Below are 22,601 nucleotides of genomic sequence, written 5' to 3' on the forward strand. Positions count from 1 at the left end.
TCACAACAAGATACATTATACTATAATGCATCCGCAGATGCAAGTATTTTTTTCACTTTCCATTCGCCGCTGTACAGCAGACTGCGAAGCGCGAAAGAAAACCGCTGCAGGCCGTCCGCGGACGGTATGCCGGTAAGCCGTGCGACCAGACGGAAACCGTTTTTTTCCAGCTGCTCTTCGAGTTTTTCTTCCTCTTCCGAGAATCCGTCCGGGCACAAAAACACCAGCGGTGTTTCTTTTCCGGCAAAGCTGCGGATATACTCGCTCTTTGCTTTCATACCCTCCTCAAGCGTTCCCGGAAGCTGCAGAATCAGCAGATCATGGTCATCAAACAGATTTTTCTGTTTCCGGATCTTCTTTCGTCCGAGATCAAGGCTTACACCATAGCGTGTCATGCCTGCCAAAAGATCGTGCGCCCAGGCAGACGATTCCTCTTTTTCATTGCATGCGCAGGAAATCTGGAATGCATTTTCCAGAAGGTCCGGCCGCCGCTCGGCTGTCCGCACCAGAGAGGCCTCATGGCGCCATGCTTCGATCTTTTTGTGGTCACCGGAAAGAAGCACCTCCGGAACTTTTTTCTCGTGCCATGTCTCCGGTCTTGTGTAATGCGGATACTCAAGCAAGTTGTCCTGCAGTGACTCAAACTGCGAAGATTCCTCGTTGCTTAAGACACCCGGCACAAACCGTGATACCGCATCCACCAGCACCATTGCACCGAGTTCTCCGCCTGTTAAAACATAATCCCCGATCGAGATATAGTCCGTTACTACTTCCTGCAGTACGCGGTCATCGATGCCCTCATAGTGGCCGCAGAGCAGCACAAGATCGTCCTCAAGCGCCAGCTCTTCCACCATCGTCTGGTTCAGTACTTTTCCCTGCGGTGTCAGATAGACCGTGCGCGGCTTTTTCCCGATCTTTTCGGCTACCGACTGGTAGGCGCGGAACACCGGCTCCGCCTCCATGACCATGCCCGCACCGCCGCCGTACGGGTAATCGTCCACGCGGTTGAATTTATTTGCTGAAAATTCCCGGATATTCGTCGTCTCGAGGGAAATATAGCCGTTGTTGATGGCTCTTCCGAGGATGCTGGTGTGCAGCCCCTGCTCGATCATCTCCGGGAACAGCGTCAGAATATGATATTTCATCGTTCTTTACTCTCTTTATCAGTCAATCAGGCCCGGAAGAAGGTGAATCGTCATCTTCTGCTCATCCAGGTCCACATCCAGAATGCAGTCATGGATCGCCGGAATCAGAACCTCTCCGTGCTCTTTCGAATCTACAATATAGACGTCGTTCGCACCGGTCTCCATCACATCGCGGAGCGTGCCGAACAGTTCGCCGTCCTCGGTGTACATCTGCATTCCCTGCAGGTCTGCGATATAGTATTCGTCCTCTTCCAGCGGAATGGCATCCTCTCTCGTCACATAGAGGCTGCAGCCTTTATACCGTTCGATATCGTTGATGTTGTCAATTCCTTTGAATTTTACAATGGCAAGCTGTTTGAAAAAACGCACGCCAGTTACATGGAGTTCTTTTTTTTCTTTTCCTGTATCGAGAAAAACGCGGTCCAGAGAAAGAAAACGCTCCGGATCTGTCGTCGGGTATACCTTTACCTCACCGCGTACGCCGTGGGTTGTGGTAATTACGCCAATCTGCAAATATTCTTCCATTCAAAAACCCTTTCCAACCAGTTCTACTGTGTATTGCGACTTGAGAAACACGCTTTGCGAGTTTCTCAAGTTATCGCGGCAGTCGCCAAGGTCCCGTGCAAGCACGGACTTTGTCTCGTTGCCCGCGTAAAGAAAGGAACCGGCAACAACTGTCGGTTCCTTTTCCTATCTTTTACTTACTGTAAAATTTCTACGACAACTTTTCTGTCGCTCTTTGAGGAAGCTGCTTTTACAACCGTACGGATTGCTTTCGCAATGCGTCCCTGACGTCCGATGACTTTTCCCATATCTGACGGATCTACTTTGAGTTCCAGCAGAAGGTCATCACCGCTGACGGTTTCTGTCACAACTACCTCAGATGGATGATCAACCAGAGATTTTGCAATTACTTCGATAAGTTCTTTCATTACAAGATACCCCCGTATGAATTATTTCTCGATACCAGCCTGTTTTAAGAGTTTGGCAACGATTTCGGTCGGCTGTGCGCCGTTAGCCAGCCATTTTTTAGCAGCCTCCTCGTTGAAGCTGATTGCGCTCGGCTCGCGGTTCGGATCGTAAGTTCCGATCTCCTCGATGAAACGTCCGTCTCTTGGGGATCTGGAATCTGCTACAACGATTCTATAAAAAGGAGCTTTCTTCTGTCCCATTCTTCTTAATCTCATTTTTACTGCCATTTTTCTTTACCTCCATTGTAAATTCATGTATTTATTTATATTTTTTCTTTTATGCTAAAAGGGAAGTTTGAATCCTCCTCTTTTACCACCCTTACCGACCATTCCGGTCATCTGTTTCATCATTTTTCTTGACTGTTCAAACTGTTTGATGAAACGGTTTACCTCCGCGATGTCAACACCGGCGCCTTTTGCAATTCTCTGCTTTCTCGACGGATTGATGAGATCCGGGTTTTCTCTTTCCTTTGGCGTCATAGAAAGTACAATAGCTTCCTTTCTTGCCATGTCTTTTTCATCCACCATGCTCTCAAGATCCTGGCCCTTCATTTTCGCGCCGACGCCCGGAAGCATATTCAGGATGCTGGAGATGCCGCCCATATTGCGCATCTGCTCCATGGAATCCAGATAATCGTTGAAGTCGAACTGCGCCTTCTTCATCTTCTGTTCCATGGCTTTTGCTTTTTCTTCGTCGATGTTTGCCTGCGCTTTTTCAATCAGGCTCATCACATCGCCCATGCCGAGGATACGGGATGCCATACGGTCCGGATAAAACTGCTCCAGATCCGAAAGCTTTTCGCCCATGCCGACATAGAGAATCGGTTTGCCGGAAACTGCACGGATCGAAAGTGCCGCACCGCCTCTGGTGTCACCATCTAATTTTGTAAGCACTACACCGTCGATGCCGACTTTATTGCTGAACATCTCGGCCACATTGACTGCGTCCTGTCCGGTCATAGCGTCTACTACCAAAAGGGTCTGATCCACAGGAACAGCCGCTTTGATATCCTGTAACTCCTGCATCATCTCTTCATCGATGTGCAGACGGCCTGCGGTATCCAGAATCAATACGTTAAAGCCGTTTGTCTTTGCATGCACCAGCGCTGCCTTTGCGATATCCACCGGACGGTTTTTATCTCCCATGGCGAACACTTCCACGCCCTGCTTTTCTCCGTTGACCTGCAGCTGTTTGATCGCTGCCGGGCGGTATACGTCGCAGGCTGCAAGGAGAGGTTTTCTTCCCTTTGCTTTTAACTTTCCTGCAATCTTTGCGGTTGTGGTTGTTTTACCGGCTCCCTGAAGACCTGCCATCATAATAATGGTAACTTCACTCGCCGGGCGCAGTGCGATTTCCGTTGTCTCGGAACCCATCAGCTTGACCAGCTCGTCATTTACGATTTTAATGACCATCTGACCCGGATTCAGTCCGTTCATGACGTCCTGTCCGACTGCCTGCTCCTGTACGGATTTGATAAACTGTTTTACTACTTTGAAGCTGACATCCGCCTCGAGAAGTGCCATTTTTACTTCCTTCAGCGCAGTCTTTACATCCGCCTCGGTCAGGCGGCCCTTGCTTCTGAGATTTTTGAAAACATTCTGGAGTTTCTCGGTTAAACTTTCAAATGCCATGCTCAAAGCTCCTCTAATATATCCGATGCAATTGCTGCAATCCGCTGCATCACATCTTCTTTCGGGGTATCACCAGAAGGGTCTGTCAGCTTTCGGATCTCGTTTACATTCTCCCGGATCTGCACAAAGCGTTGTACCAGATGAAGCTTTTCTTCATACTCTTCCAGTGTCTTGTTGCAGCGTCTGACCAGATCGTGAACTCCCTGGCGGGAAATACCCCGCGCTGCCGCAACCTCGCTCAGGGAAAAATCGTTGAGCACCACGTCCTCATATACCTGACGCTGATGTTCAGTCAGAAGTTCGCCGTAAAAATCATACAGTAATGTCTGTTCCAATATTTTTTCCATTGCGATCACCTTGGTTATCATACACGAAAAGGCGCAGGGTGTCAAGTATTTTTTCTTGACAGTTTTAAAATTTTTCTGATCCGTTTCAAAAGCCGCAGAAAAGGCGCATTTTCCGCGTTTTTTCGCAGAAAACACGCCCCTTATAAAGACTTTTGTATACCTACTGCAGCTCCGCAATCCTCGTCACAGCCACATAAATCGACTGGATTTTGTACCACGTCGGATAATCCACAATGCCGGAAACCGGCAGGCCGAACAGCCGCTGGAACGCTTCGACGGCGTCCTGCGTCTCTTCATCGAAATAGCCATTTTCATAGACCGTCGGAATCGATGAATACACCTCCGCAATCACGTTCAGCTGCTCCTGCATCTGCAGTACCTTGTTCCCGGACGAGCCGATGGTGAGGTCATACCCCGGCCAGGAGGACGGGATGCCGGAAATCTCCTCCGCCGTGTTGATATACATATTGTCTCCATAATAATTGCGGAGAATCTGAATCGTTGAATACCCTTGGTCCGCCAGGTTTTTGGACCCCCACTGGCTCATCCAGTTCGGGCAGCTCACACGGTTTCCGTCACAGTACTGCGTCAGAATCGGCTGTTTCACATTCGGGCGCGACAGGTAATCAGCAAAAATCTCATCGACCACAAGGGAAATGCTGTCGAAAATATTCCTGCCGTAAATCCATTTGTGATCGTAGGCCGTCGACGAAGTGATCGTAAAATCGTATCCCTTGTTGCGGTACCATTCTGTATAGACACGGTTCAGCGTAAATGACATGATTGCGAGGATATTCGCCCGGATCGCCGCATCCGGCCATGTTGCATAGATTTCCGAGCACGCCACGTTTTTGATGTAGTCGCGGTACCGCACATAATAGTCGCGTGCCGTGCTGTCGGTCGGCGCTCCGTCGTGGACGATGATATACTCCGGGATCACGACACGGGACAGCACAATCTCACCGCTCTCCCTCGTCGGCTTGATCTCACTTTCCGGAATTTTCGCCGGATATTCGCCGAACAACGTATGGTCCGGGATCGTCACATCCGCAAACGCTGCGCCCTCTGCCAGTTTGAGGTCCACCTGCTGGACGGACTGTTCTCCTGCAAGAAGCTCGGAGCCCGTCACTTCAACCGGTTCATACCCTTCCGCCTCCACTTTCACCGTATATTCGGAATACGGCTGATTCACATTCGGTTCCAGACTGTACTCGAGCGGCGGCGTCGCCAGATCCAGCGTCTCCGTTCTGCCGTCCCCGTCGGTAATCAGCTCCTCGATCACATTCTGCGGATCTCCCGTATACGAAACCGTCACCCGCGCCCCGGAAACAGGCCGCGCCTGGATTCTTGTATTTACCCGGATTTCCAGCCGCCCGCGGTCAGTCATTTCCTGCTGCATACGCAAATTTTTCATAAAAAAGCCCCATATCCTGCACTCCTTTTATGGTATGCAGAATATGAGGCTTTGTTGCTTTTCATTTTTCGATTTACAGGATCCGCTGGACGTCGTGGATCATGACGTAGACCATCAACGCCATCAGAAGCACCAGGCCCGCGAAGTGAACCATACCCTCCAGGTCTCGCCGGATTGGTTTTCTGCGGATGGCTTCTATGATCAGAAAGACAAGCCGTCCGCCGTCGAGTGCCGGGAGCGGCAGCAGGTTCATGACGCCAAGGTTTGATGACAGCAGAATCACCATGTTCAGCATCGTCATCACCGTAACCAGAACGCCCTGCGATTTTACATCATCATAGGCGGTTCCGATCGCATCCACCACGCCGACCGGGCCGGAAAGATCGTTCACAGAATACTGTCCGGTGATCAGCATACTGACACTGTCAATGACGGTGCGCACCCAGTATTTGATCTCCAGCACGCTGTATTTCAGCACGCCGATCGGGGACTGTTTCTCCCGGAGCTGATACGAAAACTGTACATTCGCATACGTATTTTCAACCGGTGTCACCGTAATCTCTTTCGTCTTTCCGCTGTGCTCATACTCCAGCGTCACAGCGCTTCCATCGAAAGGATGCTCTGTCTGGTAAGCAGTAAAATCTGCCACACAGGTGATCGGCGCTCCGTTGATCGATACGAGCAGGTCGCCCGCGACAACACCCGCAGCGGCAAGCGGCATATTCTGCTGCACATACGTGAATTCCATGCCGCGGTCACAGTCATCGTAGTTAAAGCCCATCATATACCGCGTTGTCACCGTCGGTTCATATGTGATCGTTTTCTTTTCCCCGTCGGCCTTTTTAACCTCCAGCGTAATCTCATCCGTCGGCACACCCCGTACCGTCATCACAGAGTTCAGCTCTTTTCCGATGGAAATATGTCTTCCTTCATAGGAAGTGATGATATCTCCCGCTTCCAGGCCTGCCTCTGCCTCCGGCGAACCGTCTGCCACTTCTGTGACGCGCGCCGGGGAACTTCCCGCGTAACTGATCACAAAGATTGCGCAGAAAAATGCCAGAATCATGTTGAACACCGGTCCCGCCGCAACGACGGAAATTCTTGCCCACACGGATTTGCTGTTAAAGGTTCCTTCCCCCTCCTCTTCACCGTCCTCGCCGAGCATCTGGCACGCACCGCCGAAAGGCAGAAGTTTTAAGGAATAGACCGTTCCTCCTTTTTCTGTCTTTACCACCGTCGGGCCAAAGCCGATCGAAAATTCCGTCACGGTAATACCATTCGCTTTCGCCAAAAGAAAATGCCCCAGCTCATGGATAATGACGGTGATTCCGAAAATGAGTACGGCTATCAGGATTTTTACAATCATGCTGTCTTATTCTCCCATCTTATATCTGTTCGCAATCCATTCATACGTCTCCTGCTCCGCCGCGAGAATCTGCTCCAGCGTCGGATCGGCAATCGTTTTGTGTGCTTCCATTGCACCGGCGATCACGTCGTAAATCTCGAGGAAACGGATCTTCTTCGCGAGGAACAGTGCAACGGCGCGTTCATTTGCCGCATTGAAGACCGTCGGCATGGAGCCGCCCGTCCGGGACGCCTGCATTGCCATCGGAAGGCCGAGGAAGGTATCCATATTCGGTTCTTCAAACGTGATCTGTGTCAGCGCCGCAAAGTCGAGGCGGTCGCCTGCAAGGAAGCGGCGCTCCGGGTAATACAGTGCGTACTGGATCGGCAGTTTCATATCCGGTGTGCCAAGCTGTGCCATGACAGCGCCGTCTTTAAATTCTACCATGGAATGGATAATGCTCTTTGGCTGTACCACAACCTGGATGTGGTCGAGATCAACACCGAACAGCCATTTTGCTTCCATGACTTCCAGTCCTTTGTTAACGAGTGTCGCGGAATCAATCGTGATCTTGTGCCCCATCGACCAGTTCGGATGACGGAGCGCCTGCTCTACCGTTACGTTTTCGAGCTCCGCTCTTGTTTTTCCGCGGAACGGACCGCCGGATGCAGTAATCAGAAGTTTTTCAATTTCTTTTCTGTTTTCCCCGTGCAGGCACTGGAAAATCGCCGAGTGCTCACTGTCCACCGGAAGGATCTGCACACCGCATTCCTCTGCCAGCGGCATAATAATGTGTCCCGCCGTTACCAGTGTCTCTTTGTTTGCCAGTGCAATGTCTTTTCCTGCCTTCATCGCCGCAACCGTCGGGCGGATGCCGATCATGCCGACGATCGCTGTCACAAGGATTTCGCTCTCCGGCATCGTGGCAAGCTCGATCATGCCGTCCATGCCGCTGCCGATTTTTACAGGAAGATCCTTCACTCTGTCACGGAGTTCTGCCGCTTTCGCCTCATCGCCGACTGCCGCAAACTTCGGATGAAATTCCCGGATCTGCTGCTCGAGCAGTGTAATATTACTTCCGGCGCTGATGCCGACCACCTCAAGATCGCCGTTGGCACGCACGACATCGAGGGTCTGGGTTCCGATCGAACCGGTTGAACCAAGAATTGCTATTTTCTTCATATTCCAGTTTCTCCCATCTGCTTCCCGTTTATGCTGTAGGGGAAGCTTTTTTAATGAATCAGAAGCACCGACAGGAAATAGATGATCGGTGCGGTAAAGATCACGCTGTCGAAGCGGTCAAGAATACCGCCGTGGCCCGGAATCAGCTTTCCGTAATCCTTGATGCCCTGATTTCGTTTGATTGCGGATGCCGCAAGGTCTCCGACCATGGAGATCAGCGCGCCGACACCGCAGATGATGGCGTATTCCACCATGCCGCCCTTTGTCGCAGCCGCATAGATGATGCCGAGCAGAATCGCTCCGACGACACCGCCGACAGCTCCTTCTACGGATTTTTTCGGGCTTAAAACCGGCGCCATTTTATGTTTTCCAAAGAGTACGCCGACACAGTATGCACACGTATCGCAGCCCCAGGAGCACAGGAAAATCAGCCATACATGGAATTTTCCGCCGTCCAGCATACGGGTCTGATATACATAGGAAAGCATTACGCCGACATAGACAATCGCAAAGAACGCCGGCATCACCTGATTGGCGTTGTATTTCGGATAAGTAAATACGTATACTGCCATCAGAAGCACGAGATCCAGGATCAGCGCGAGCATCTGGTACATCGGGTCATGAAGCAGCAGGGACAGATAGAAAATCACAACGCCCGCATAGCCCGTAATTTCCAACAGATTCCATTTATCTTCTCTTACCTTCATCACGCGGAACAGCTCTCCTGCACCGATCAGCGACAGGCACAGAACCGTCATATAGAGCACGGTTCCGCCGCTGCAGATCGTAAGCAGCGCCACAAGGACGAGCACGATGCCGCTTAACAGTCTTGTCTTAAACATCTTTTTTATTCCTCCTTCACGCCGCCGTAACGCCGGTCTCTGTTATTATATTGTTCGATGGCTTTTCTCAATTCCTCTTCGTGGAAATCCGGCCACGGAACCTCGGTAAAGTAAAATTCCGTGTAGGCAAGCTGCCACATCAGGTAGTTGGAAAGGCGCTGCTCGCCGCTTGTACGGATCAGAAGATCTGGATCCGGGATTCCGGCGGTGTCGAGGTAGCTCTCAAAACACTGCTCCGTCAGTTTTCCGTTCTCATCAAACGCATTCTCTGCGAGAGTTCCGTCTTTCACATCCTCGATCATGCGGGTCATGCCGCGCAGAATCTCATCGCGGGAACCGTAGTTCATTGCGATCTGGAAGTACATGTGATCGTAATCTTTGGAGCACTCCTCCAGTTCATGAATGCTGTCCTGAATATCCTGCGGGAATGCGCTCGGATCTCCGATGATTTTGACGCGCATCTGATTTTTATGTGCTTTTTTGATGCATCGTTTCAGATACTGGCGGAACAGCTTTAAGAGGCCCTCCACCTCGGCGCGGGAGCGTTTCCAGTTCTCGGTTGAGAACGCATAGACGGTCAGATATTTGACACCCATGTCTTTGATCACGTCACACATTTTTTCCAGATTGTCGCATCCGACGATATGGCCGTAGCCGCGCGGCATATTGCGTTTTTTCGCCCATCTGCCGTTTCCGTCCAGGATGATGGCGATGTGATTCGGCACTTTTAATTCATTATCCATACTTTTTTCCTCCGTAAACGATAACAGGCTGCCTGCAAATGACAGGCAGCCCCTCGTTTTCTTTGTATTACACGGTCATAATTTCTTTGGATTTTACGTCCACCATCTGATCTACTTCTTTGATGTATTTGTCTGTTAATTTCTGGGTCTGCTCCTCGAGCTCTTTGATTTCGTCCTCGGAAACGTCCTCTTTGGCAAGTTTCTTGAACGCATCATTGGCATCGCGGCGGATGTTGCGGATGGCTACCTTTGCGCCCTCTGCTTTTTTCTTTACCTCTTTTACCAGCTCTTTACGACGGTCCTCGGTAAGCTCCGGGAATACCAGACGGATGACTCTTCCGTCATCGGACGGGTTGATGCCAAGGTCAGACATCATGATCGCTTTTTCGATCTCTTTTACCAGGGATGCTTCCCACGGCTGGATCTGGATCATACGTGCTTCCGGAACAGAGATGTTTGCCACCTGCTGCAGCGGAGTCGGTGTTCCATAGTAATCTACAGTAATGCGGTCCAGTACGTGCGGGTTTGCACGGCCTGCGCGGATGGTTCCGAATTCGGAATCGAGGCTTGCAATGGATTTGCCCATTTTTACCTCAAACGGTTTTACTCTCTCGTCGATCTGATTTGCCATATTAAATTTGTCCTCCTGCTATCTCTTATACGGTCACAGTTCTGCGAACTGTGACATTCGCAGCTCTCATTTAAAGTTTTGCTTCGCAAAAGGAGAGCTGCTCACACCTGAATCATTTTCTTACGCAGTAAAACAGCAAGTGTTTTACTGCTGAATTTTTATTAATTATACCGTCACTCTTGTGCCGTTGATTTTTCCGTTTGCAGCATTTACAATGCTGTTCTCTTCATTTAAACCAAATACCAGCATCGGCATTTTGTTTTCCTTGCAAAGGATGGATGCGGTCATATCTACCACTTTCAGATCCTTTTCAATGACTTCCTGAATGGAAATCTCGTCAAATTTCTTTGCATCCGGGTTTGTTTTCGGATCGCTGTCGTAGACACCGTCTACTGCTTTTGCAAGCAGAATCTCGTCTGCCTCGATCTCGATCGCGCGAAGTACGGTTGCCGTATCGGTTGAGAAATATGGATGGCCTGTACCGCCGGCAAAGAATACAACCATGTTGTGCTGGAAATATTTGTTTGCACGGTCTTTGGAAAATCCTTTTGTGAACTCTCCGCATGGGAATGGAGTCAGAACTGCGGTCATCATTCCCTGGGAACGGAAGATTTCTGATACATAGATACAGTTCATAACGGTTGCCAGCATACCGATCTGGTCTGCTTTGGTACGGTCGATATTTTCGGAACTGCGTCCTCTCCAGAAGTTTCCTCCTCCGATTACGATGCCGACTTCAATCCCCTGGTCTACCAGAGTTTTTACCTGTTTTGCCACTTTTGTGACGGTCGGCTCGTCAAAACCGGTGTGTTTCTCTCCTGCAAGAGCTTCTCCGCTCAATTTCAGTAATACTCGTCGTTTCATCTTGCATCCTCGTTCCTTTATGATATTTTTTCACAAATGTCTTGCATTTATGAAATGATTATACCATCTGTTCCCAAAAACGACAAGGGCAAAATTCGTTTGTGTTCCGCAGATCGTCTGCCGCTGCGAGAATCCGTCTCCACTGCAGATATTCCATCATTCCATCGGCGTCCGGTGCAGATACGCTTTGAAAATCCGCTGACATTCCCGTGGAGAGAGGTGAACGCTTGCGGCGGCTTCTGCGAACCGACGGCCTGGATCATCTGCTGTGTGGTAATCTGTATTTTTACATTCACCATTCGAAAAGAATTCCGCGATACGGCGGCATAAAAACCATAAAAAATCTCTGTCGGAAGTTCAGACTCCTGACAGAGATTTTTTATAGATTCATTTTAGATCTGCGCTACGACAAAGATATCATAAATTGCTTTGATTGCTGTTTCAAAGTCGCGGTTTTCAACGCCAATGATGATGTTGAGCTCGCTGGAACCCTGATCGATCATCTTGACATTAACGTGTGCATGCGCCAGTGCGGAGAAAATCCTTCCGGCTGTGCCTCTCGTTCTTCTCATGCCGCGTCCTACAACAGCAATCAGCGCCAGATCGGATTCAAGATCAATAGAATCCGGCTGTACGGCACGATGCAGTCCTGCGATAACCTGCTGTTCTTTTGCTGCAAACTCACTCTGATGAACAAATACCGTCATGGTATCGATGCCGGACGGCATATGTTCGAAGGAAAGATTGTTGTCCTCAAAAACACCGAGCACTTTTCTGCCAAAGCCGATCTCGGTATTCATCATGCTCTTCTCAACCGTGATGGATGCAAAGCCTTTCTTTCCGGCGATACCGGTGATGGTGAATTTCGGTTTGCTGCAGGTGTTCTCCACAATCATGGTTCCCGGATCCTGCGGTGCGTTGGTGTTCAGCACGTGGATCGGGATTCCCTCCTGACGGAGTGGGAAGATGGAGTCCTCATGAAGGACGGTAGCTCCCATGTAGGAAAGCTCACGCAGCTCACGGTAGGTAATGGTGGAAATGACTTCCGGATCCTTGACGATACGCGGATCGGTTACCAGGAAACCGGAAACATCGGTCCAGTTCTCGTAGATGTCAGCGTGTACGGCCTTTGCCACGATGGAACCAGTGATATCGGATCCGCCGCGGGAGAAGGTTTTTACGCTTCCGTCCGGTTTTGCGCCGTAGAATCCAGGAACGACTGCGTTATCCAGATCTTTTAAACGCTCGGAGAGCACTTCGTCAGTCTTGTCTGCAAGGAAGTTTCCGTTCTCGTCGAAGCAGATCACTTCTGCAGAATCAATATACGTATATCCCAGATAATTTGCCATCACGATACCGTTCAGGTACTCTCCGCGGGATGCGGCGTAGTCCTCTCCGGCTGCTGCGGCAAAGTTTTCTGCGATTTTTTCAAATTCCGGGGAAAGATCCAGGCTGAGGTTCAGACCGTCGATGATCTCCTGATATCTCGCTTTGATGTTCTGCAGTTTCTTCTTGAAATCTCTTCCAGCAACTGCAGTGCGATAGCAGTCATACAGCATATCGGTTACTTTCGTATCAGCAGAATTTCGTTTTCCAGGAGCGGAAGGTACCACGTATCTTCTTCCCTCATCTGCGCGGATGATGTCTCCGACCTTCTTAAACTGCTCTGCGCTCGCGAGGGAGCTGCCGCCGAATTTTACTACTTTCTTCATAATAATCTCTCCTTGCGTTCTTTTCGGATATCTTTCGAAATCTCGTTTTTCAGCCCGTCACTTTAACGTTAGAAAGCTGTTACGTACTAGATTAGAACAAAATCCCGTATGCGTCAAGAACTTTTTGGGCTGATTCATTCATTCCACAGATAAATTTCCGGTTTTTTCTCCATTTTATAGGAGAATGTCTCTCCAAGCCCGTAAACCGCCTGGCTTAATACGTACTCGCCGTTGTTTGCATAAATTTCGATCATATTCGGATCCACGAAAATCTCAAGAAGATCGCCCTCTTTTAACTGCGGCGTCTCGGCATGAAGCCATCCTTTTGCACCGGATGGATAGACATCCGTGCGGTCTGCGCAGACTTTTCCGCTCTGCCGCCAGATCTTATAGCCGCCGATTTCCAGGCTCTCACCCTCTTTTAATTCGGCGCGGATCATGGCACACTCTCCGCATGCCGAAACGAGGGAATCCGTCTTTTTGCAGAATCCGTCGCGGATCGCAGGCAGAACACGGAAGTAAATATGATCGTTCTGTACATCCACCACACGCGGCAGGCAGAACATGCCTTGCCATATACCATCTACCGGTTCCGGCATCCGAAGCCATGCGATGGAAATCCGGTTTCCGTCCGCATCCGTCATGGTCTGCGGTGCATAGAGGTCACCGCCGCAGTCCAGAAGCTGCCAGTTCTCCGGAAATTTCATTGTGCAGGTTTTTTCATCAAACTCAGGCAGCATACAGATCGCCCGATCCGCATAGCCGTCGGGGTCCTCGATCAGTTCCATCGGGGAGAATACAAAGACGCTGCGTCCGTTTACGTTAAAGAGATCCGGGCACTCCCACATCCAGCCGAGCTTCTGTTTCGTCGTCGCCTGTCCGGCCAGATGCCAGTGGGAAAGATCCTCACTCTTATAGAATAATGCCTCGCCCTTGTGATCCTTCGTCGTGCTTCCAAGCACCATATACCATGCGTCGCTTCCCTTCCAGACTTTCGGGTCACGCGTGTGCGTATTGTCGCCGATTTCCGGATCGGTGAGTGCCGGGATAACAACCTCCTTATCCCCGAAGACATCAAAATGCATACCGTCCTTCGAAGTAAGGTGAAGCTGCGCCGAGGTAAAATCCTGATCAAGGCACTGATGAATATCCTTCGGATTTACCTGATTATAGTGAACACCCGTGTAAAAGAGATGCATCACGCCGTTCTCTTCTACTGCGCTTCCGGAAAAGCAGCCGTTCTGGTCCTCGGAAAGACTCGGGAACAGGGCAACGCCGACATGCTCCCAGTGAATCAGATCCGGACTCACCGCATGGCCCCAGTGCATGGTGCCCCAGCGCGGCGCGTACGGAAAATGCTGATAAAAAAGATGATACTGTCCCTTATAATAAATCATGCCGTTCGGGTCATTCACCCAGTTGCCCGGCGCTTTTACGTGTAATCTGTTTTTCATGTGTTTGATTTCCTTTCTGTCTCTTTCTTGTTGTCTCTGATAAGAAAAGCCGGAAAAAGAAAGCATTTTTAATTCCGCCCTCCTTTGCCCGGCTTGTTCTTGATTTCTATGATTTACTTATTTAACTGCTCCGGCTACGACACCGTTGATGATCTGTTTCTGCAGTGCCACGTACAGAATCAGGATCGGGATGACGCAGAGCAGAAGACCTGCCATGATGGTTCCGTAATCTGCGGAGTAAGTTCCGTAGAAGCTGTAGGTGGAAAGCGGCAGAGTCAGCAGCTTTTTGTCGGTCAGCACCAGGGACGGCAGCAGGAAGTCATTCCAGAATGCCATCGCATTCATGATTACCATGGTGGAAATGATCGGCTTTAACAGCGGGAACACGATGCGGAAGAAGGTCTGGGTGTGGGTACAGCCGTCGATGTAAGCGGCCTCCTCCAGCGCCAGCGGGATACTTCCGCGGATGAATCCGTGGAACATGAACACGGACATCGCCATGGAAAATCCGGTGTGCATGAAGATCAGGGTCAGTCTGTGGTTCAGAATGTTTAAGGTTCCGCCGTATACACTGACAAGCGGGATCATGATTGCCTGGAACGGAATGATCATGGATGCAACCATCAGTGCAAAGATGATATTGGAAAATACGTTGACATTACGCACGATGTAGTAAGCCAGCATGGCTGCGAGTACCGTAACCAGTACGGTTGCTGTTACGGTTACAACCAGAGAGTTCTTGAAGGCATTCAGGAAGTTCATCTGATTGAATGCTTTTACAAAGTTGTCAAACGAAAGACCTTTGATCGTAAACAGCCAGGAGAACGGGCTCTTGATGATATCACGTTTCTGTTTTAAGGAGTTGATGATAACCATGACAAACGGGAACATGAACGCACAGAAAACGATGATCATAAGGAGCATAGCCAGCGCGTCAGTTACTTTTTTCTTTGTTCCGCCAATTTTCTTCTGATTCATTATGCTTCAACCTCCCTCTTCTTGGTGGTGTATACCTGAATACCACTGATGCAGGCTACAATGATAAACAGGATAAAGGCTTCTGCCTGGCCGACACCGAACTGTCTCGATGTGAATGCTTTCTCATATACGTGCATGGCTGCCATCTCGGTGGTTCCGTACGGAGCACCGCCGGTTAAGGACAGGTTGACATCGTATACCATGAACGCACGGGACAGGGTCAGGAAGAGGCAGATAGTAACGGAGGACATCATCAGCGGAAGGATAATGTTTTTCATTTTTACCCAGCCGGATGCACCGTCGATGCTTGCCGCCTCGAGCACGTCCTCGGAAAGTCCCATAAAGCCGGCGACGTAGATCAGGATCATATAGCCTGCCAGCTGCCATACTGAAACGAGCACCAGCGCTGCAAATGCTTTGTTCGGGGTAGAAAGCCAGGAAATTTCAAACAGGCTCCATCCTGTGGTCTCACCGATGCTGACGAAAACACGGGAGAATACGAACTGCCAGATGTATCCAAGTACGATACCGCCGATCAGGTTCGGGGTGAAAAATCCGGCGCGGAAGAAGTTCTGACCTTTGATGCCGCGGGTCAGGATATAAGCCAGTAAAAAGGCGATCACATTGACGAGAACAACAACCGCAATGACATATTTAAAGGTTAACAGCAGGGATTTCCAGAACTGCGCGTCGCGCATAACGGCTGCGAAGTTGGAAAGTCCTACAAAGTTTTTCACGCTGGAAACACCGTTCCAGTCGGTTAAGGTCAGGTAAATACCGTAGATAAACGGTACCATGACGACTGCCAGGAAGCAGAACAGGCCCGGCAGCGCAAATACACAGAAATCTTTTCCCTTGTTGCTTGATTTCATTTTCGTTCCTCCTTCATATCCTCCGGCTTACTGCTCATCCCAGTATGCCTGGATGGAATCTATCAGTTCCTCGCGGTCACTTCTTCCGGCCAGATATTTCTGCATTGCCGCACCAAGGACAGACCAGTGATCGTTCGGCACGATCGCAGATGCGTTGAATGCTCCGCCGTTCTGTACTTTTTCGTAAATGTCGCGGCTTAACGGATCGCTTGGCTCGTTCGGGTTGTTTTTAAACGGAGGGATCAGGCTGCAGGTCTTTACAACCATCTGCTGTCCGATCTCACTGTAAACCAGCCAGTTCAGGAACTCTTTTGCTGCTGCTTTCTGCTCGTCGGTAGCCACGATATCATCCAGCATGATCTGTTTGGACGGGGATGCCTGGATTTTGCTGTTGACGAAGTCGTCCGGATCATTGTTCAGGAAGTATGGAAGGAAACCGTACTCGTCGGTCGTCTCGGCTCCTGCCTCCTCAAGGTTCGGCCATGCCCAGTTTCCGTTGAACCAGAAAGCGGTTTTTCCGTCTGCCAGGTCAATTGCCATCTCATCGTAATCTGCGCCGAGTGGATCGCCCTTTGCTACGTTGTACTCTTTTAACAGGTCAAAGGTATTCAGGAACTCGTTCATGCGGGTGTAGTCCGGCAGATATAAGGTTCCGTCCTTCAGCTCGTTGATGACTTCTGCTGCACCGTCGGAGGTTCCGTTGTATGTCTCGTAGATGTACTGCAGCTGGTGTGCTCCAAGGGACCAGTCTTCTTTTGCCATGGAGATCGGATTCTTCATTCCGTTGTCCCGCAGGCTCTGGAGAAGTGCTGCGAAATCGTCCTGGGTTTTGATATCGGATGGATCGAACTCGGTACCTAAGGTATCTTCAATCACGCTCTTGTTGTAGATAATACCGCGGCCCTCGATACAGAGCGGGAAGCTGTAAACCTTTCCGTTGATTTTGGTCAGGTACTCTTCTGCCTCGCCGGTCCATGCTTCATTGCTTAAGTCGGCTGCTTTTTCTTCTGCCAGTGCAATGACATCGGTCGTATCCAGAATGGAAAGTGTCGGCGGGTTTCCGGAGTTGTAGAGGCTGACTACTTTGGTATAAGGAGAATCGCCGTCCGTTACCGGCATGATCTCAATATGTACGCCTGCTTTCTCCTCGAACACTTTTGCAATCTCTTCCAGTGCTGTCTGGATTTCTGCTTTTGTGTTCATGATGACGATACTCGTTCCGGAAAGCGACGTATCGTACTGGAAGGTATCAGTGGTCATGTCGATCGGCACTTCTTCTTTTACTGCGTTCGGGTCATCCGGATCGCTTGCGAAGCCGAAGGTGCATCCGGTCAGTGCAGAAGTAAGAAGCACGCCGGACATTCCAAGAGCTGCCGCCCTGGCACTAAATTTCTTTCTCATCACAATTCCTCCTGTTATCTCTGGACAGCTGGTCCTGTCCTTCGTTTTGTGTAACCGGTCAAGTAACCGGTTACTTTCGTTGTCTTTATCATAGCATTGACAGTGGGTTTCGTCAATATTTTCTTTACTTTTCGTGATTTTCCATAATTTTGTTTTTGGCTTTTGTGGAACTTTTACAAAACCGGTTACTTAACCGATTCCCGCTTGTTCCGGCGGGCGAGAAATGTTATACTATATTCATATATTATTTGTTTTTTTCTGAAAGCTTACATGATTCACGCAACACTTTTGAAGGGAAGGACACTTGAACTTATGGCACGAAAAAAAAATGTAACCTTTAATGATATTGCACAGTATACGCATTTTTCCAAAACAACCATTTCCCGGTATTTCAACAACCCGGATTCCCTGACACCGGAAAATCAGCAGATCATTTCCGATGCACTGGATAAACTGAACTATAAAGAAAACAAAGTGGCAAAAATTCTCGCGAACGGACAGACCGAATTTGTCGGCGTCCTGATCCCGAGTCTCTCCATGAACTACTATTCCGAGATGCTGAATCAGATTCTTGCTTCTTATGAGAAATATGGCTATAAATTCCTCGTCTTCGCCGGAAACGGCCACGACGAGACGGAGCACCGCTACATTCAGGAGCTGATGTCGTACAAAATCGAGGGCCTCATCGTCCTCTCCCATACACTCTCCTCCCGCGAACTCTCCGATCTGCAGATCCCGGTCGTTGCAATTGAGCGCGAAGACCAGTTCGTCAGCAGTGTCAATACAGACAACTACCTCGGCGCGTACGAAGCGACTTCGCTTCTGATTCATAACCACTGTGATGTCCTGATTCATCTGAACTCACCGACCAAAGAAAATGTTCCTGCCTACCGCCGTCTCGCCGGTTTCCAGGATGCCTGTGTAAAGGCCGGTGTACCGCACAAGGTTATCATTCGGGATTTTGGACTCTCCTATCAGGAAGCCGCAGCACCGCTGCAGGAAATCTTTGACAACATCGAACAAAAATATGCCGGTCAGAAAAAGGGCATCTTCCTCTCCAACGATGATCATGCCAATATTCTTTTAAATCTTCTGATCCGCAAATACCATACCCTGCCGGACGATTACGAACTCATCGGCTTCGACGGTGCGCCGATTTCCGAGCAGGCTATCTATCCGATCAGCACTGTCGGCCAGCAGATTGACCAGATTGCAGACGAGGCTGTTTCCCTTCTGGTCTCCCAGATGCAGGAACGGAAAAAACGCCACCCGGTGCCGCTTGCCGAGCCGGTTCACAAGACCGTTCCGCCGCTTCTGATCCGGCGTCAGACGACCACTTGATTTTAAAAGCAGATTTCTATCATAAAAATGTTTTTATCAAAAAAGTGTCATCCACCTGCGGGCTGTGTGCCCTGCAGTTTGTGGATGACACTTTTCTTATCTTCTTACTCTTTTTTAGTTCTGTCCGTAATAAGCATTTGCACCATGTTTACGGTAATAGTGTTTATCCTGCAGCTCCTGCGGTGCCGGCTGGATTCTCGGGTTGATGGTCTCGGCACGGTATGCCATTTTGGCAACCTCTTCGAGGACAACAGCATTGTGAACAGCCTCATGCGCATCTTTGCCCCAGGTGAACGGTCCGTGGTTCTTGCAAAGAACGGCCGGAACGGCTTTTACATCTTTTCCCATCCGTTTGAACTCATTGACGATCAGATGGCCGGTGTTTTCCTCGTATGCCTCGTCAATCTCTTCTTTTGTCAGGCAGCGCAGGCACGGTACTTCACCGTAGATGTAGTCTGCATGGGTTGTTCCGTAGCACGGAATGCTTCTTCCCGCCTGTGCCCAGCTTGTCGCATAGGAGGAATGGGTGTGAACAATGCCGCCGATCTCTGGAAATGCTTTGTACAGCTCCAGATGGGTCGGGGTGTCAGAAGACGGACGGTAGCGTCCTTCTACTTTGTTTCCGTTCAGATCCATGACAACCATATCGTCCGGTGTCAGCAGGTCGTAATCCACGCCGCTTGGTTTGATGACGAACAGACCGCTTTCCCGGTCAATCTCGCTGACATTTCCCCAGGTAAAGGTAACCAGTCCGTATTTTGGAAGAAGCATGTTGGCTTCGTATACTCTTTTTTTCAGTTCTTCTAACATTGTGTTGTCCTTTCTGTCTTTCCCAAACGATGGTTCATTTTAAGCTCTCTACTGCTGCACGCTCAATCGGCAGGCCTTTTTTGTAGCGCTCGGTGAATACTTCAAATCCAGCGACGTCTGCCGGGTCCGGATCCATCTTGGTTCCAGCATTTCCTACGAAGACTTTTGCATCGAGGTAATCCTCGAGTGTTTCATTCTCTTCTTTATTGATCATATAAGAAGCCAGCAGTGCGATGCCCCAGGCTCCGCCCTCTCCTGCTGTCTCCATGACGGAAACCGGTGCGTCGATTGAACCTGCGAGGATCTTCTGGCCGACACCTTTTGTCTTGAAGAGACCGCCGTGGCCGAGAATCTGGTCGACCTGAACATGCTCCTCTTTCATCAGGATATCAAGGCCGACTTTCAGGGCGCCAAGGGAAGTAAACAGGTTGACTCTCATAAAGTTTGCCAGATTGAATTTCGCATCCGGAGTACGCGCGAAGACAGGACGGCCCTCGTTGAATCCGGTTACGTGCTCGCCGGAGAAGTAGTTGTAGGCAAGGAGTCCGCCGCAGTCTGCGTCGCCCTCCAGGGCTTTGTTGTACAGCTTGCCGAACAGATCATTCGTGCTGATTTCCATGCCGAAGGTCTGCGCAAATTCACGGAAGAGATTGACCCATGCATTCAGATCAGAAGTACAGTTCTGGCAGTGCACCATGGCAACCGGATGACCGGACGGGGTTGTTACCATATCGATCTCCGGGTATACTTTGGAAAGGTTCTTCTCCAGAACGATCATAGCAAAAACGGAAGTTCCGGCAGACACGTTTCCGGTTCTGACGCGGACGCTGTTTGTTGCTGCCATACCTGTTCCGGCATCTCCCTCCGGCGGGCAGAGCGGAATGCCTGCTTCCAGATTTCCGGACATGTCGAGAAGTGCGGCACCTTCTTTTGTCAGAACACCGGCATTGTCACCTGCGTTCAGAACGTGCGGCAGAACATCGAGTGCTTTCCATGAATATGCTTTGTCTGCGACTGCCTCGTCAAATTTGGCGATCATGTCGGCAAAGTAAGTGTTGGTTTCAGAATCGATTGGAAAGATTCCAGATGCCTCGCCGACACCAACGACACGCTCGCCGGTCATTTTCCACTGAATGTATCCGGCAAGGGTTGTCACGTAGTCGATATCTGCCACATGCGGCTCACCGTTTAAGATTGCCTGATACAGATGGGCGATAGTCCATCTCTGCGGGATGTGGAATCCGAAAAGATCGGTCAGCTTCTCGCTTGCTTCTTCTGTGATATTGTTTCTCCAGGTGCGGAACGGCACGAGGAGGTTTCCTGCTTTGTCAAATGCCATATAGCCGTGCATCATGGCACTGAAGCCGATGGCTCCGACGCGGGTCAGGGTAATGTCGTATTTTTCTTTGACATCAGCTGCCATTTTGGTATAGGCATCCTGCAGGCCCGTCCAGATGTCCTCGAGGGTGTAGGTCCACACGCCGTTGTCATAGCGGTTTTCCCACTCGTGATCTCCGGATGCGATCGGGGCGTTGTCTGCGCCGATCAGGACGGCTTTGATTCTGGTTGAGCCGAACTCAATGCCAAGTGCTGTTTTCTGTTCGAGGATTGCTGTTTTTGCATCCATTCCCATTGTTTTTTCCTCCCTTGGGTTCTTTTCTATTTTTTCGTCTCTGTTGACAGATTTTTTCCTGCAGTGGATTCTCTTACGATGAGTTCCGGGGAAATCAGGCGTTTGACGCTGCTTTCTTCTTCTGGGACTTTTCTGATTTTTTCGAGAATGAGCTCTGCTGCCATCTCACCGAGTTTTTCCTGCGGATGGGCAATGGTCGTGATCCCGATCGGACTGCTCTGGCCGATCAGCGAGTTGTCGTATCCGGTGACGGCGATGTCTTCCGGCACGGAGATTCCCTTTTCTTCCAGCATGGAGATGACGGCGAGCGCGATCTGGTCGTTGTAGCAGACGGCGGCATCGACGGACTTTTTGCTGTCGAGCAGCATGGAAAGCATCAGGGACGGTTTGGTTTTCCGGTCCTCGGTGTGAAACCAGATGACGTTTTCGGGATCGTACGGGATTCCGCTTTCCTGCAGCGCCTGCACGTAGCCTTTATGGCGCTGGGCGCCCTGGCTGTCGTCGGCCTTGAAGATGCCGATGATGTTTCGTCGGCCGGTCTCTAAAAGGTGCCGGGTCAGCAGATAGCCGCCTTTGCAGTCATCCATCAGAATGCAGGGCTTGTCTGCCATCTGGGGGTAGCAGCCCTGGATGAAGACATACGGGATCTGGTACTTGTCCAGCATTTCGTACAAGTTGATGTGGCGGCAGAGGATCTGGCTTTTGCTCGGCTCAATGATGAGGCCGTCGATGGGCTTGTCGAGGAGTTCTTTTAAGACTTTTTCTTCTTTGGAGCGGCTGTTGCAGGTGTTCTTTAAGATAATGCTGTAGCCGTTTTCGCTCAGCACTCGATCCATTCCCTGGATGAGGCGGGGGAAGATGTAGTCGGACAGGTAGGTGGTGGTGACGGCGATGTTTTTTGAATTATGACGCTGGATTACGCGCTCGGAGCAGAAGGTTCCTTTGCCGTGCCGGGCGGTGATGTAGCCTTCATTTTCGAGAAGAGCGAGGGCCTTTCGGACAGTGTGGCGTGAGAGGGCGTATTCCCGGGTCAGTTCGTTTTCGGAGGGAAGCTTCTGGCCGGGTTTTATGGTTCCGGAGAGAATCTGCTCTTTTAGGGCTTCCATCAGGGTGTAGTATTTGGCTTTGCCGGTGGTTGGTTCCATGTGATTGGTGATTCCCCTTTCTGGAATTTATAATACAACTTGTACGGTTGTTGTGACAAGTTGTATTTTTGTTGTGGGGAAGGGACGCTCAGGAGTATCGGGTGTCCGGGGTGTGGCTGTTTCGGAGGCTAGGAACTCT

The 22,601-nt window shown here is 50.2% G+C and carries 23 protein-coding genes; 2 read left to right on the forward strand and 21 right to left on the reverse strand.

Features of this window, described 5'->3' with window-relative positions; translation table 11 throughout:
- Positions 1-20: 20 nt before the first annotated feature.
- The 13 genes from trmD to pyrH form a co-directional block, all read right to left on the reverse strand.
- Entirely contained in the window at positions 21-1,145 is a 1,125-nt protein-coding gene (gene trmD, locus DW769_RS00785; RefSeq protein WP_117800917.1) for a tRNA (guanosine(37)-N1)-methyltransferase TrmD, read from the reverse strand.
- Positions 1,146-1,163: 18 nt separating this feature from the next.
- Positions 1,164-1,670 carry a ribosome maturation factor RimM gene (rimM, locus tag DW769_RS00790; RefSeq protein WP_022461508.1) on the reverse strand — a complete coding sequence of 169 codons (507 nt, stop codon included), beginning with the start codon at positions 1,668-1,670 and terminating at the stop codon, positions 1,164-1,166.
- Positions 1,671-1,846: 176 nt separating this feature from the next.
- Entirely contained in the window at positions 1,847-2,077 is a 231-nt protein-coding gene (locus tag DW769_RS00795) for a KH domain-containing protein (RefSeq protein WP_022461507.1), read from the reverse strand.
- Between the two features lie 21 nt (positions 2,078-2,098).
- The gene (gene rpsP / locus DW769_RS00800) at positions 2,099-2,344 is read right to left on the reverse strand and encodes a 30S ribosomal protein S16 (protein WP_022461506.1); all 246 of its coding nucleotides are present in this window, start codon (positions 2,342-2,344) and stop codon (positions 2,099-2,101) included.
- Positions 2,345-2,398: 54 nt separating this feature from the next.
- A complete protein-coding gene (ffh, locus tag DW769_RS00805; protein WP_117509057.1) occupies positions 2,399-3,748 on the reverse strand; it encodes a signal recognition particle protein in 1,350 nt (449 codons plus the stop codon).
- A gap of 2 nt (positions 3,749-3,750) precedes the next feature.
- Positions 3,751-4,095, reverse strand: coding sequence for a YlxM family DNA-binding protein (gene ylxM / locus DW769_RS00810; RefSeq protein WP_330377042.1), 345 nt, complete (start codon positions 4,093-4,095; stop codon positions 3,751-3,753).
- 160 nt (positions 4,096-4,255) lie between these two features.
- The gene (locus DW769_RS00815; RefSeq protein ID WP_118749847.1) at positions 4,256-5,509 is read right to left on the reverse strand and encodes a peptidoglycan-binding protein; all 1,254 of its coding nucleotides are present in this window, start codon (positions 5,507-5,509) and stop codon (positions 4,256-4,258) included.
- A 73-nt stretch (positions 5,510-5,582) separates the two neighbouring features.
- Entirely contained in the window at positions 5,583-6,875 is a 1,293-nt protein-coding gene (gene rseP, locus DW769_RS00820; protein ID WP_022461502.1) for an RIP metalloprotease RseP, read from the reverse strand.
- Positions 6,876-6,881: 6 nt separating this feature from the next.
- Positions 6,882-8,036 (reverse strand): 1-deoxy-D-xylulose-5-phosphate reductoisomerase, encoded by a 1,155-nt coding sequence (locus DW769_RS00825; protein ID WP_117760369.1) that lies wholly within the window; start codon positions 8,034-8,036, stop codon positions 6,882-6,884.
- Between the two features lie 50 nt (positions 8,037-8,086).
- Positions 8,087-8,878: a phosphatidate cytidylyltransferase gene (locus tag DW769_RS00830; protein WP_022461500.1), complete on the reverse strand. Its 792-nt coding sequence runs from the start codon at positions 8,876-8,878 to the stop codon at positions 8,087-8,089.
- A gap of 5 nt (positions 8,879-8,883) precedes the next feature.
- Positions 8,884-9,621 (reverse strand): polyprenyl diphosphate synthase, encoded by a 738-nt coding sequence (gene uppS, locus DW769_RS00835; RefSeq protein ID WP_118639900.1) that lies wholly within the window; start codon positions 9,619-9,621, stop codon positions 8,884-8,886.
- 67 nt (positions 9,622-9,688) lie between these two features.
- The gene (gene frr / locus DW769_RS00840) at positions 9,689-10,207 is read right to left on the reverse strand and encodes a ribosome recycling factor (RefSeq protein WP_373141022.1); all 519 of its coding nucleotides are present in this window, start codon (positions 10,205-10,207) and stop codon (positions 9,689-9,691) included.
- A 210-nt stretch (positions 10,208-10,417) separates the two neighbouring features.
- Complete coding sequence (gene pyrH, locus DW769_RS00845) at positions 10,418-11,116, reverse strand: UMP kinase (protein ID WP_022461497.1); 699 nt, start codon at positions 11,114-11,116, stop codon at positions 10,418-10,420.
- A gap of 99 nt (positions 11,117-11,215) precedes the next feature.
- On the opposite strand from pyrH, the gene DW769_RS00850 reads away from it, so the two are divergent.
- A complete protein-coding gene (locus DW769_RS00850; protein ID WP_117509062.1) occupies positions 11,216-11,446 on the forward strand; it encodes a hypothetical protein in 231 nt (76 codons plus the stop codon).
- 62 nt (positions 11,447-11,508) lie between these two features.
- On the opposite strand, the gene DW769_RS00855 is transcribed toward DW769_RS00850, so the two are convergent.
- From DW769_RS00855 to DW769_RS00875, 5 genes are all read right to left on the reverse strand, one after another.
- The gene (locus DW769_RS00855; protein ID WP_117800910.1) at positions 11,509-12,828 is read right to left on the reverse strand and encodes an aspartate kinase; all 1,320 of its coding nucleotides are present in this window, start codon (positions 12,826-12,828) and stop codon (positions 11,509-11,511) included.
- 134 nt (positions 12,829-12,962) lie between these two features.
- Positions 12,963-14,282, reverse strand: coding sequence for a glycoside hydrolase family 32 protein (locus DW769_RS00860; protein WP_117801219.1), 1,320 nt, complete (start codon positions 14,280-14,282; stop codon positions 12,963-12,965).
- A gap of 117 nt (positions 14,283-14,399) precedes the next feature.
- Positions 14,400-15,260 carry a carbohydrate ABC transporter permease gene (locus tag DW769_RS00865; RefSeq protein WP_022461494.1) on the reverse strand — a complete coding sequence of 287 codons (861 nt, stop codon included), beginning with the start codon at positions 15,258-15,260 and terminating at the stop codon, positions 14,400-14,402.
- Complete coding sequence (locus DW769_RS00870) at positions 15,260-16,132, reverse strand: carbohydrate ABC transporter permease (protein WP_022461493.1); 873 nt, start codon at positions 16,130-16,132, stop codon at positions 15,260-15,262. Before DW769_RS00870 ends, DW769_RS00865 begins: the two co-directional genes overlap by 1 nt.
- A 27-nt stretch (positions 16,133-16,159) precedes the next feature.
- Complete coding sequence (locus tag DW769_RS00875) at positions 16,160-17,533, reverse strand: ABC transporter substrate-binding protein (protein ID WP_117760371.1); 1,374 nt, start codon at positions 17,531-17,533, stop codon at positions 16,160-16,162.
- A 312-nt stretch (positions 17,534-17,845) separates the two neighbouring features.
- Here DW769_RS00875 and DW769_RS00880 point away from each other — a divergent pair, with 312 nt between their 5' ends.
- Positions 17,846-18,874 (forward strand): LacI family DNA-binding transcriptional regulator, encoded by a 1,029-nt coding sequence (locus DW769_RS00880; RefSeq protein ID WP_055266684.1) that lies wholly within the window; start codon positions 17,846-17,848, stop codon positions 18,872-18,874.
- Positions 18,875-18,988: 114 nt separating this feature from the next.
- Here the strand turns inward: DW769_RS00880 and DW769_RS00885 are convergent, their stop codons facing one another.
- From DW769_RS00885 to DW769_RS00895, 3 genes are read right to left on the reverse strand one after another with little or no spacing between them, the layout of a single operon-like run.
- Positions 18,989-19,684, reverse strand: a complete 696-nt coding sequence (locus DW769_RS00885) for an L-ribulose-5-phosphate 4-epimerase (RefSeq protein ID WP_022461490.1) — start codon at positions 19,682-19,684, stop codon at positions 18,989-18,991.
- 34 nt (positions 19,685-19,718) lie between these two features.
- The gene (locus DW769_RS00890) at positions 19,719-21,311 is read right to left on the reverse strand and encodes a xylulokinase (RefSeq protein WP_334295193.1); all 1,593 of its coding nucleotides are present in this window, start codon (positions 21,309-21,311) and stop codon (positions 19,719-19,721) included.
- Between the two features lie 32 nt (positions 21,312-21,343).
- A complete protein-coding gene (locus tag DW769_RS00895; protein WP_118639903.1) occupies positions 21,344-22,462 on the reverse strand; it encodes a GntR family transcriptional regulator in 1,119 nt (372 codons plus the stop codon).
- Between the last annotated feature and the right edge of the window lie 139 nt (positions 22,463-22,601).

This window comes from Blautia sp. AM29-29, from assembly GCF_003480555.1.
In the GTDB taxonomy this organism is placed as follows: Bacteria; Bacillota; Clostridia; order Lachnospirales; family Lachnospiraceae; genus Fusicatenibacter; species Fusicatenibacter saccharivorans.

Coding starts and splice junctions, on each gene's coding strand:
- trmD (WP_117800917.1), bottom strand. CDS start 1,145: ATGAAATATCATATTCTGACGCTGTTCCCGGAGATGATCGAGCAGGGG.
- rimM (WP_022461508.1), bottom strand. CDS start 1,670: ATGGAAGAATATTTGCAGATTGGCGTAATTACCACAACCCACGGCGTA.
- DW769_RS00795 (WP_022461507.1), bottom strand. CDS start 2,077: ATGAAAGAACTTATCGAAGTAATTGCAAAATCTCTGGTTGATCATCCA.
- rpsP (WP_022461506.1), bottom strand. CDS start 2,344: ATGGCAGTAAAAATGAGATTAAGAAGAATGGGACAGAAGAAAGCTCCT.
- ffh (WP_117509057.1), bottom strand. CDS start 3,748: ATGGCATTTGAAAGTTTAACCGAGAAACTCCAGAATGTTTTCAAAAAT.
- ylxM (WP_330377042.1), bottom strand. CDS start 4,095: ATGGAAAAAATATTGGAACAGACATTACTGTATGATTTTTACGGCGAA.
- DW769_RS00815 (WP_118749847.1), bottom strand. CDS start 5,509: ATGAAAAATTTGCGTATGCAGCAGGAAATGACTGACCGCGGGCGGCTG.
- rseP (WP_022461502.1), bottom strand. CDS start 6,875: ATGATTGTAAAAATCCTGATAGCCGTACTCATTTTCGGAATCACCGTC.
- DW769_RS00825 (WP_117760369.1), bottom strand. CDS start 8,036: ATGAAGAAAATAGCAATTCTTGGTTCAACCGGTTCGATCGGAACCCAG.
- DW769_RS00830 (WP_022461500.1), bottom strand. CDS start 8,878: ATGTTTAAGACAAGACTGTTAAGCGGCATCGTGCTCGTCCTTGTGGCG.
- uppS (WP_118639900.1), bottom strand. CDS start 9,621: ATGGATAATGAATTAAAAGTGCCGAATCACATCGCCATCATCCTGGAC.
- frr (WP_373141022.1), bottom strand. CDS start 10,207: ATGGGCAAATCCATTGCAAGCCTCGATTCCGAATTCGGAACCATCCGC.
- pyrH (WP_022461497.1), bottom strand. CDS start 11,116: ATGAAACGACGAGTATTACTGAAATTGAGCGGAGAAGCTCTTGCAGGA.
- DW769_RS00855 (WP_117800910.1), bottom strand. CDS start 12,828: ATGAAGAAAGTAGTAAAATTCGGCGGCAGCTCCCTCGCGAGCGCAGAG.
- DW769_RS00860 (WP_117801219.1), bottom strand. CDS start 14,282: ATGAAAAACAGATTACACGTAAAAGCGCCGGGCAACTGGGTGAATGAC.
- DW769_RS00865 (WP_022461494.1), bottom strand. CDS start 15,260: ATGAATCAGAAGAAAATTGGCGGAACAAAGAAAAAAGTAACTGACGCG.
- DW769_RS00870 (WP_022461493.1), bottom strand. CDS start 16,132: ATGAAATCAAGCAACAAGGGAAAAGATTTCTGTGTATTTGCGCTGCCG.
- DW769_RS00875 (WP_117760371.1), bottom strand. CDS start 17,533: ATGAGAAAGAAATTTAGTGCCAGGGCGGCAGCTCTTGGAATGTCCGGC.
- DW769_RS00880 (WP_055266684.1), top strand. CDS start 17,846: ATGGCACGAAAAAAAAATGTAACCTTTAATGATATTGCACAGTATACG.
- DW769_RS00885 (WP_022461490.1), bottom strand. CDS start 19,684: ATGTTAGAAGAACTGAAAAAAAGAGTATACGAAGCCAACATGCTTCTT.
- DW769_RS00890 (WP_334295193.1), bottom strand. CDS start 21,311: ATGGATGCAAAAACAGCAATCCTCGAACAGAAAACAGCACTTGGCATT.
- DW769_RS00895 (WP_118639903.1), bottom strand. CDS start 22,462: ATGGAACCAACCACCGGCAAAGCCAAATACTACACCCTGATGGAAGCC.